Below are 10,144 nucleotides of genomic sequence, written 5' to 3'. Positions count from 1 at the left end.
CCTCCGCCGAGGCCGAGGCCGCCAAGTGCGCCAAGGGCATGCGCTTCTACGCCGAGCACGCCGAGGCGTTCCTCGCCGACGAGCCACTCGACGACCCGTCCGCCATCGGCGCCAGCCGGGCATACGCCCGCTACCAGCCGATCGGCGTCGTGCTCGCCGTGATGCCATGGAACTTCCCGCTGTGGCAGGTCACCCGGTTCGCCGCACCCGCGCTCATGGCCGGCAACGTCGGCCTGCTCAAGCACGCCTCCAACGTGCCGCAGTGCGCCCTCTACCTGGAGGACCTGTTCACCAGAGCCGGCTTCCCGCCCGGCGCCTTCCAGACCCTGCTGATCGGCGCCCGCCAGGTCGAGGGAGTGCTACGCGACCCCCGGGTCGCCGGGGCCGCGGTCACCGGGAGCGAGCCCGCCGGCCAGTCGGTCGCGTCCATCTGCGGCGACGAGATCAAGAAGACCGTGCTGGAACTCGGCGGGAGCGACCCCTACGTCGTCATGCCCTCGGCCGACCTGGAACGGGCCGCCACGGTCGCCGTGACGGCCCGCTGCCAGAACAACGGCCAGTCCTGCATCGCCGCCAAGCGGTTCATCGTCCACGACGCCGCCTACGACGAGTTCGCCCGGCTGTTCACCGAGAAGATGGCCGCGCTGAAGGTCGGCGACCCGATGACCGACGGCACCGACATCGGGCCGATCGCCACCGAGCAGGGGCGCGTCGACCTGGAGGAGCTGCTGGCCGACGCCATCGCCAAGGGCGCGACCGTGCTCTGCGGCGGGAAGACGCCGGACGGCCCGGGCTGGTACTTCCCCCCGACAGTCGTCGCCGACGTCACCCCGGCCATGCGGCTGCACCTCGAGGAGGCCTTCGGCCCGCTGGCCACCCTCTACCGGGTGCCGGACCTCGACGCCGCTCTCGAGATCGCCAACGCCACGTCCTTCGGGCTCGGCTCCAACGCGTGGACCAACGACCCGACCGAGCAGGACCGCTTCACCGACGAGCTCGCCGCCGGCGCCGTCTTCATCAACGGCATGACGACCTCCTACCCGGAGCTCCCCTTCGGCGGGGTGAAGAGGTCCGGCTACGGGCGCGAGCTCGGCGCCGTCGGGATCCGCGAGTTCTGCAACCAGAAGTCCGTCTGGATCGGCTGACCCGCCAGGCTGACCCGCCAGTCGGGTTTCGCGCGGCGAGAAACGGCGACCTTCACCGGGTCCGCGTTTCCGATTGGATGGGCACGTCTCGGGCTTGACCTGGAGCGTGCTCGAAGTTGGAGACTGGCCGGGTGCCATGCGGGGGCTGCCCGACTGCGGTGTCGGCCGGTCCCCGTCCTCAGAGAGGATTCCGCTCAGGATGCAGTTCACTCAGCTCGGCCGTTCCGGTCTGTCCGTATCCCGCCTGTGCCTGGGCACGATGAACTTCGGTCCGTTGACCAACGAGGTCGACGCACACGCGATCATGGACGCGGCGCACGAGTACGGCATCAACTTCTTCGACACCGCCAATGTCTACGGTCTGCGCTCGGCCGGGGTCTCCGGCCTCGGGGACGGCGTGGGCTCCACCGAGTCGATCATCGGCCGCTGGTTCGCCGAGGGCGGGGGTCGCCGCGAGCGCACCGTGCTCGCCACCAAGGTCTACGGCGACATGGGCGAGTGGCCCAATGAGGGCAAGCTGTCGGCGCTCAACATCCGCCGCGCCCTCGACGCGAGCCTGGCCCGCCTGCAGACCGACTACATCGACCTGTACCAGTTCCACCACGTCGACCGGGCGACTCCGTGGGACGAGATCTGGCAGGCCATCGACGTCGCCATCACCGCCGGCAAGATCCTCTACGTCGGCAGCAGCAACTTCGCCGGCTGGCACATCGCCCAGGCACAGGCCGCCGCGGCCCAGCATGGGCTGGTCGGCCTGTCGAGCGAGCAGCCGTTCTACAATTTGATCACCCGCGACATCGAGCTGGAGATCCTCCCGGCCGCCCAGCACTACGGTCTGGGCCTCCTCCCGTGGTCGCCGCTGCAGAGCGGACTGCTCGGCGGCGTGCTGCGCAAGGAGCGCGAGGGCCTGCGGCGCCTCGAAGGCCGGGCCGCGCAGACCCTCAACGCCAAGCGCGCGCAGATCGAGGCCTACGAGGACTTCGCCACGGAGCTCGGCCACGAGCCCGGTGACGTCGCGCTCGCCTGGCTGCTGCACCAGCCCGCCGTCACCGCCCCGATCGTCGGCCCGCGCACACGGCAGCAGCTCGACGACGCCGTCCGGGCACTCGACGTGCACCTGGACGAGAAGGCACTCGACCGGTTGAACGAGATCTTCCCCGGCTACCGGACAGCACCCGAGCACTTCGCCTGGTAGGAGCACGCCGGGCGCGCCACCATCGACCTCAGAAGGGCGCCGACGGCTGCCGTCGGCGCCCCGAGAGGGGATCTCACTGGCGCCCCAGTTCGGGCGGATGCCGTCATTCCTGCGCGGACAGCCCATCGACTGCCGACAGCCCATCGACGAACCGGGCGACGAGGTCCAGCGCGGCCGTCGACGCGGGGAGGTCGGGCGCGACGCTTGGCCAGGTATGCGGCACGCCGGGGGTGACGACGGTCGTCACCGGCACCCTGGACCGCGCGAGCGCCGCCGCCATGGCCACCGTGTCGTCGAGCAGGACCTCGTCGGCGCTCACGAACAGCAGCGCCGGAGGAAACGCGGCGACGTCGGCGACGAGCGGGGAGGCCAGCGGATCCGCGGGGTCGTGGCCCTGGAGGTACTGGTCGGCAGCCTGCCGAGCTGCCTCGAGCGAGAACAGCTGGTCGGTCGCCGACCGTGACCGGAAACTGGCCGCGGCGCACCGCAGGTCCAGCCACGCGGACATGAGGACGAGCCCGCGCGGGGCCGTGACCCCGGCCTGGGCGCAGGCAACCACCAGGGCGGCCGCCAGCCCACCGCCCGCCGAGTCACCCACGGCGATCGGCGGCGTGCCCGACGCGGCGAGGACCTGCTCGTAGACCTTCGTCGCGTCGTGCAGGGCCGCCGGGTATGGGTGTTCCGGCGCGAGCCGGTAGTCGACGACGACCACGCGGGCGCGGGCGGCGCCGGCCAGGCGGGCGGCGAAGCGCGTGAACTGGGCCGCCGAGCCCAGCCGGTAGCCGCCACCATGGAAGTACACGAGGACGTCACGCGGCTCCGGCGGCGTGCACACCGTGCACGGCACGCCGGCGTACCAGGTGTCCTGGACCGCGACCTCGGGGTCCGGCGTGGGCCGGGTCAGGGCGCCGAGCGCCGCGCGCCGGGACGCGAGGTCGTCCGGCGTCCCCATGGTGGACGGGCGTAACGGCGGGAGCAGCCAGCTGCCAGTGGAGGCGGCGCGTTCCGTCGCGGTGGGGACACGGTTGGGGCCGGTGGCCGTCATGACGGTCAGCCTCTCTGCATCGCCGTGGGTAGATAAGGTCTACTGCGAAATATTTTTCGCTCAAGTGAAAGACTAGCCGGCATTGAGGTAGCGTGATCGGCGACGCGGCCCACGCTCCGGGGAGGCCCACGCTCCGGGGAGGACGGGATGGCGAGACCGGCCCCCGCCGTCGACAAGGCGTTGAAGATCATCGACCTTCTCGTGACGCACCGCGGTGAGCAGTTCACGATCTCCGACCTGGCGCGGCGCACGGGCAGCAGCCTCGGCTCCGCCCACGCCGTCCTCGCCGTCCTCGAGCAGACCGGCTACCTCAGCCGTCATCCGACCCGCAAGACCTACGGGCTCGGGCCGGCGCTGGTCAGCGCGGGTATGGCGGCGCTCGAGCAGCATCCGGCGATCCGGGCCGCCGCCGACCAGATCCCCAAGCTCGCCGCCGAGCTCGCCGCCGACGTGGTCGTGACGGCCGCGACGCCGACGGAGATCGTGTTCGTCGCCGTGGGAGGGCCGGGTTCCCGGTACGGCCCCGGTTTCCGGGAAGGCGAGCGGGTACCGCTCGTCCCGCCGCTTGGCCTCGTGTTCATGGCGTGGGCGCATCCCCTCGAGGTGGAGGCGTGGCTGGGCCGCGCTCGAGCCGCGCTCGAGCCGGACCGGGCCAGGCTCGCGCTGACCACCGTGCGCGAGCGGGGATATGCGCTGGGGCAGGCGTTGGGCAACCGCGACCTGCCGCAGGAGTCGGCCTCCCTGCGGGACGGCTACGACCTGCTGACCGTCGAGCCCACCCGGACGTACGACCTGGGCATGGCGTCGGCGCCGGTGTTCGACGCCGACCACCGCGTGCTCGTCGCGATCACCGCGTCGGGCTTCTCTCCCGGCCTGACCGGGCGGGAGGTCCTCGACATCGGCGAACGGGTCCGCGCCTGCGCCACCGTCGTCACCAAGCAGGCGCGCGGGCGGCTCCCCCGCTGAGATCGGATCCATGATCAGGTCCCCTGGAAGAGGGCCTCGTAGTCGACGCGATGCCCGCGCTTCTCCAGTTCGGGGATGACCTTCGTGCCGAGTAGCTCGAGGTTGCGCATCACCTTCTCGTGGGGCAGCGTGCCGAACTGCGTGTAGCACAGCAGCTGGTCGACGCCCGCCTCCTCGTACCGCAGGATCTTCTCCAGGCATTCCTCGGGCGTCCCGATTATGATCATGTCCTGCTCGGTGTACTTCCGCAGGTCGATGTCGCCTTTGAGGGTCGGCTCGAGCAACGGGAAGACCTGTGCCTTCTCCGCTTCGGGCAGGTGCGCGAGCTCCCATTCGAGGGTGAACTCGGCGAGGTTCTGGTACCACCACTTCACGGAGTCCCAGAGCCCGTAGCGCTCGGCGTCGTCGGGGTCGTCGGTGCAGTGGACGAGGGTGTAGGCGCCCACCCGGTCGTTCTTGAACTTCGGCAGCGGCGCCTCGCAGTCGGCCTGGCCCCGGCGGTAGGTGGCGATGGCCTCCGCCATCTTCTCGACGGGCTGCATGAGCGCGAATGACAGCAGCCCGAGGCCGAGCTTCCCGGCGTTGTACGCGGACTGCTCACTGGCCGCGGCGAGCCACGCGGGGGGATGCGGGTCCTGGTACGGCCGGGGCGCGATGAAACGCTCCGGGAAGTCGATGGTCGGCGACTTCCAGGCCAGCCGCTCGTTCGTCCAGGCGGCGATGACGAACTCGAACGCCTCCCGCCACATATCCCGCGAGCGGTCGTCGGCCGGGACACCGAAGGCGAGCTGCTCGTTGGGCGTCGAGCGGCCGGACCCCCATTCCACCCGGCCGCCGCTGAGCACGTCGACGGTGGCGACCTTCTCGGCCACGCGCACCGGGTGCTGGAACCCGGAGGGCAGCAGCACGACGCCGAAGCCGAGCCGGATCCTCTCGGTGATCTGGGAGAGCGCCCCGAGGATCGTCTCGTTGCACGGGGACGCCGACCGCCCCTCCCGGAAGTGATGCTCCACGACCCACGCGGTCTGGAACCCCAACTTGTCCGCGAAGGCGATCTCTTCTAACGCCTCGCGGTATGTCTGCTGCTCAGCGCGTTTCTGACCAAGAGGGAACGGCTCCGCGTACGGGCCGACCTTGGGTTGGAATTCGTACAACAGGTCGAGTTTCACTCCGGCTCCTTTCGCGACAAGAGAAGAGTTCTCCGCCGCCCCGGTCACCTTCGGCCGCGCGACGGCGGGCAGTTCTTTCGCCCGTCACCAGGGCATGGAGGTGCCGCCGTTCGGGCGCAGGATCTGGCCGGTGACGAACCGCGCGGCGTCGGAGGCGAGGTACAGCGCCGCCCACGCGATGTCCTCCGGTGCCCCGATCAGGCCCAGGGGCGACGTCTTCCGCATCGGCTGGAGCACGGCGGCGCGTCTGTCCTCGTCGACGGAGCCGTCGGGGCGGGCGTAATGGCGCCGCGTCATGCTCGTCTCGATCAGGCCGGGCGCGATCGCGTTCACCCGCACGCCGTCATGGCCGAGCTCGACGGCCAGCGTCTTGGTGAGCTGCACGATGCCGGCCTTGGAGATGCCGTAGGCCGCCAGTCCCGGCGCGGCCGCGTCGACGGCACCCGAGGCCATGTTGATGATGCTGCCGCCACCGGCGGCGGCCATCGCCCGGCCCGCCTCCTGGCACCCGAACAGGACGCCCTTCAGGTTGACGGCCAGCACCCGGTCGAGCTCGGCCTCGTCGAGGTCGAGCACGGGGACGTCGATGATGATCCCGGCGTTGTTGCAGATCACGTCCAGGCGGCCGTGCTCGGCCACCGCCGACGCGACGAGGTCGGCGACCTGGGCGCGGCTGCTCACGTCCACCGTCGCGGCCTTGGCGACGCCGCCACTTCCGCGGACCAGCCCGGCCGTCTCCTCGGCCGCCGGGGCGGAGATGTCCGCGCAGACCACGGCGGCGCCCGCCGCCGCGAACATCTGCGCGATCCCGCGTCCGATGCCGCTGCCGGCGCCGGTCACGATCGCCGAACGTCCGGCCAGGTCGGTCAGGGCCGCGGGCCGCGGCTCGCCCGTCATGACGACTGTCCGGTGGCGTCCAGGTAGTCCCCCTCGGCGAACTGCCTGGACTGGTCGGGGTTGAGTCCCCACAGCGAGTGGATGCTGGCTCCGCCGTCGACGATCAGTGTCTGCCCGGTGATGCGCTCGGCCAGCGCGGAGGACAGGAACAGCACCGCGTTGGCGATGTCGTGCGCTCGGGGTGCGGCGAGCGGGTTGATCCCGTTCACCGCGTACTCGCCTGCCGGCTGGTCCTCGTTGCCGCTGCCCACGTTGCCCGGGGCGACGGCGTTGACCCGGATGCCGTAGCGGCCCAGCTCGTCGGCGAAGGTCTTCGCCAGCGAGATGACACCGGCCTTGGCCGCGCCGTAGGGCGCGTGGTACCCGGCAGCCACGATGCCGTCGACCGAGGTGAGTGCGACGATCGAGCCGCCCGTGCCCTGCTCGATCATCTGCCGGCCGACGGCCTGGAACAGGTAGAACACCTGCGACAGGTTCTCCCGGATGGTGGCGTCCCAGACCTGCGGCGTGAACCGCTCCGCGCCGTTCCAGGTGGCCCGGCCGATGATGTCGACGCAGACGTCCACCCCGCCGCCGAGCCCGCGCACGGCCTCCGCGACCGCGCGCTCGACCTCGGCGGGCACCGTCATGTCCGCGACGACCGGGAGGGCCTGGCCGCCCGCCTTCTCGATCTCCTCGACGATCCCGATCGCCCGGCCCTCGTCGATGTCGATGCACGCCACCGCCGCCCCGGCCTCGGCGAGCCTCAGCGCGGTGAACCGACCATGCCCGGCGCGCTGGGGGATATAGCCCGCGCCGGACACGATGGCGCGCTTCCCGGTCAGCCCCAGATCGATCACTCTCACACTCCTTCGCATCGAGCAGGCGCCGCTCCGGCCAGCTCGTGGTACTCGGCCGCCCGGCGCGCGTGGCCCGATTCGAGTTCGGGCCCAACGCCGCGAGTGCGTGGTCTGGATTGCGTGGTCTGGATATGGACGCCGGGTCGGGCTCCGAGACGGGGACCCGCGGCGGGAAGCCGAGCTCCATCGCCAGCGGTCCGTTTCCGGTCTCCGGCGACTCCGCACATCTTTCGTTATAGCGAAATATCCTTCGCTCTTTACGTTATGAGACCCCCGCCACACCTGTCAACAGACGGGCCGAGATCTACCGCCATCCCGCCGAGGCCCGCCGGCGGCACGCGGCCCGCCGGCGGCACGCGGCCGGTCGATCACCACCCGCCTGTCGTCGCGGCCGCGGATCCGGCCAGATCGCACCAGAGCGATGTTGATCATTACGTCAGGCCGCCCGCCCTGCGGATCAGCGGGCTGACCGAGCTGGCCACCGTCGAAACCCCCGACACGCACCCCTGACCGCTGCCCGCCCACGGCGGCGAAACCGGCCTTCGTTCCCATGAATACGATCTGACCATGGTCGACGCGCGGCCGCGGCTGCTGGTCACGAACGGCCTGTTCCTGCCGATGGACGGCTCACCTCCTTTCGAAGGATGGATGACAGTCGGCAAGGACGGCCGAATCTCCGCGCGCGGAGATGGCCCTCCTCCGGCCGGAATCGCCGGCATCGCGGACCGGAGACAGCTCGATGTCGGTGGCCGGATCGTGGCGCCCGGCTTCGTCTCCGCGCACAGTCACCTCTACAGTTCCGGCCTCCGCGGCCTCGCCACGGACGACGCGCTGGACGGCTGGCTGGCGACGACCGGCCGGTTCACCGTCGGCGCCTCGCCCGAGGCCATCTACTGGATGGCCAGACATGGTGCGCAGGACTGCCTGATAAACGGCGTGACGACGGTGTACGACTTCTGCCATAACGGGCTCACGTTTCAGTCCAGCCCGACTGGCCCGGCACGGGTCGCGGCGGCCGTCCCGTCGGTCGACTACCAGCACGCGCAGCTGCGGGCCAAGGTCGACGCCGGTATTCGGCACCTGCACAGCGTCATGCTGGCCCAGGCGGAGGACGACGACGCCCTGCGGGCACACCTCGACGAGACCATGGCGCGCGCCGCCGACACGGCGCGGCACCCCTCACACCTCGGCCTGGCCCTCACCGGCACGGTCCAGTGGGCCGGGGGCCCGTGGGCGGCGCGGGCGGAGGCCGCCGTGATGAGCAAGTTCGGCCTGGTCAACCAGCCCCACTTTCTGGAGACCGCGCATGCCGCTCGCCTCCAGCGCGCGCGGTTCCGCTGGTACCAGGATGCCGGGGCACTCGGGCCGGCCCTGGTGTTCGGGCACTTCATACATACCGACGAGCGGATCATCGAGGCCACCGCCGCCGCCGGCGGCGGCATGGCCTGGCAGCCCGCCTCCAACGGGCGCCTCGGCTCCGGCGTCGCCGACATCCCCCGTTACCGGGATGCCGGAATTCGTATCGGCATGGGCCTTGACGGCCAGTCCTCCGGCGACCTGTCCGATCCCTGGGCGAACATGCGCGCGGGCCTGTACATGCAGCGAGCCGCGCATGCCGATCCGACGTGCCTGGGCGCGGCCGAGGTCCTCGCGCTGCATACCCGTGGCGCGGCCGAACTGATCGGCGTCGGCCACGATGTCGGCAGCCTGGCCGTCGGCAGGTACGCGGACTTCCTCGTGGTCGATCCGGCCCGGCCCGACACGGGGCCCGTATGGGACCCGTACGGCACTTACACACTCGCCTGCGGACCGCGCAACCTGGTCGGTGTCTACGTCGGGGGAACGCTCGTCGCCGACGGGAACGGTCTTGTCGACCAGCTGACGGCGGCGCGGGTCAATGACCAGCTGCGCGGCCAGCTGGCCAGGCTGCGCGCGGAAGACAGCGTCGGACGCGACCGCCGCTGTCTCCGCCCCGGCCCGGCTTTCTGGTGACAGGCCCTCTCAGGGCCGGAAGACCGGCGTCCAGTCGCGGCGCAGCGACCGCATGACGGTGTCGTTGAGGCGGAGGTGCTCGCGTACCGTCTCCGGCGGTGTCAGGGCCATCCACTGGGCGAGGCTGATGTCCTCGAACCGGGCGCCTTGAACATCTCGAGGAACCGCAGGGTCTCGCTGCCCGCGTTCTCCACGTAGTGGTCCACCGCGAACGGTATGTACCCGACCTCGCCCGCCTGATAGTCGAACGTGCGGCAGGCTCCCTCACTGGCGAACACACCCATCCTGCCCTGGCCGGACAGCCAGTACTCTCCGCATGGCACGCCGTGAGGACGGCGTGGTCTGCACTGGGTTCTAGAACGGGCAACGGTTGTCGGCCGGAGGCCGGCTGCCCGGCGGGTTCCGTGTCCTGGTCTGGGTGTCGGGTGTGGTGGCGGCGGGGTTGGTGGTCCAGGTGTGTGGGTCTTCGTGGGGGAGGTGGCCTTCTTCGTTGTTGGTGGTGGTGTTGACGTGGTGGGTTCGGCCGGTGGGGGTGATCCAGATGAAGGTGCCTGGTTCGGGTTGGTGGAGTTGCCATCCTGGGCTGTGTTTCATGACGTGGTGGCGGCGGCAGAGGGTGCCGAGGTTGTCGAGTGCGGTGTGGCCGTTGGTGGTTCTGGCGAGGGTGTGGTCGAGGTCGCAGGCCGTGGCGGGCATCGCGCATCCTGGGTAGACGCAGCGGGTGTCGCGGTGGCGGACCAGGCGGGCGAGTGCCGGGGTTGGTACGCGGCGATGCCCCAGGTCGAGGACCGTTCCGGTGGCGGGGTCGGTCAACACCCGGCGCCAGCGTGCGTCGGCGGCCAGGGTCCGGCCGACGTGTGCGGGGATCGGTCCGTGGCCGACGAGTTCGGTGGGGT

The 10,144-nt window shown here is 70.9% G+C and carries 10 protein-coding genes; 4 read left to right on the top strand and 6 right to left on the bottom strand.

What is annotated here, in order from left to right; translation table 11 throughout:
• On the top strand, positions 1-1,145 hold a 1,145-nt coding region (locus BCD48_RS17885; protein WP_071049576.1), incomplete at its 5' end, for an aldehyde dehydrogenase family protein.
• 199 nt (positions 1,146-1,344) lie between these two features.
• On the top strand, positions 1,345-2,340 hold the full coding sequence (locus BCD48_RS17880; RefSeq protein WP_071049575.1) for an aldo/keto reductase: 996 nt from the start codon (positions 1,345-1,347) through the stop codon (positions 2,338-2,340).
• 103 nt (positions 2,341-2,443) lie between these two features.
• On the opposite strand, the gene BCD48_RS17875 is transcribed toward BCD48_RS17880, so the two are convergent.
• Positions 2,444-3,385: an alpha/beta hydrolase gene (locus BCD48_RS17875; protein WP_071049573.1), complete on the bottom strand. Its 942-nt coding sequence runs from the start codon at positions 3,383-3,385 to the stop codon at positions 2,444-2,446.
• Positions 3,386-3,532: 147 nt separating this feature from the next.
• On the opposite strand from BCD48_RS17875, the gene BCD48_RS17870 reads away from it, so the two are divergent.
• Positions 3,533-4,351: an IclR family transcriptional regulator gene (locus BCD48_RS17870; protein ID WP_071049571.1), complete on the top strand. Its 819-nt coding sequence runs from the start codon at positions 3,533-3,535 to the stop codon at positions 4,349-4,351.
• Between the two features lie 14 nt (positions 4,352-4,365).
• Here BCD48_RS17870 and BCD48_RS17865 read toward each other — a convergent pair whose 3' ends face one another.
• The 3 genes from BCD48_RS17865 to BCD48_RS17855 form a co-directional block, all read right to left on the bottom strand.
• Complete coding sequence (locus tag BCD48_RS17865; protein WP_071049569.1) at positions 4,366-5,520, bottom strand: LLM class flavin-dependent oxidoreductase; 1,155 nt, start codon at positions 5,518-5,520, stop codon at positions 4,366-4,368.
• Between the two features lie 84 nt (positions 5,521-5,604).
• Entirely contained in the window at positions 5,605-6,417 is an 813-nt protein-coding gene (locus BCD48_RS17860; RefSeq protein ID WP_071049568.1) for an SDR family NAD(P)-dependent oxidoreductase, read from the bottom strand.
• Positions 6,414-7,256, bottom strand: a complete 843-nt coding sequence (locus tag BCD48_RS17855) for an SDR family NAD(P)-dependent oxidoreductase (protein WP_071049566.1) — start codon at positions 7,254-7,256, stop codon at positions 6,414-6,416. The genes BCD48_RS17860 and BCD48_RS17855 overlap by 4 nt, the downstream gene beginning before the upstream one ends.
• A gap of 567 nt (positions 7,257-7,823) precedes the next feature.
• On the opposite strand from BCD48_RS17855, the gene BCD48_RS17850 reads away from it, so the two are divergent.
• Positions 7,824-9,248 carry an amidohydrolase family protein gene (locus tag BCD48_RS17850; RefSeq protein ID WP_071049564.1) on the top strand — a complete coding sequence of 475 codons (1,425 nt, stop codon included), beginning with the start codon at positions 7,824-7,826 and terminating at the stop codon, positions 9,246-9,248.
• A gap of 101 nt (positions 9,249-9,349) precedes the next feature.
• Here the strand turns inward: BCD48_RS17850 and BCD48_RS56690 are convergent, their stop codons facing one another.
• Complete coding sequence (locus BCD48_RS56690; protein ID WP_198543292.1) at positions 9,350-9,526, bottom strand: cupin domain-containing protein; 177 nt, start codon at positions 9,524-9,526, stop codon at positions 9,350-9,352.
• Between the two features lie 76 nt (positions 9,527-9,602).
• On the bottom strand, positions 9,603-10,144 hold a 542-nt coding region (locus BCD48_RS17845; RefSeq protein WP_131804030.1), incomplete at its 5' end, for an HNH endonuclease signature motif containing protein.

Origin of the sequence: Pseudofrankia coriaricola, from assembly GCF_001854805.1 — a bacterium.
Classification (GTDB): Bacteria; Actinomycetota; Actinomycetes; order Frankiales; family Frankiaceae; genus Pseudofrankia.
The sequence above is the reverse complement of the archived record's forward strand: the minus strand, read 5'-3'. Positions and strand labels throughout refer to the sequence as shown.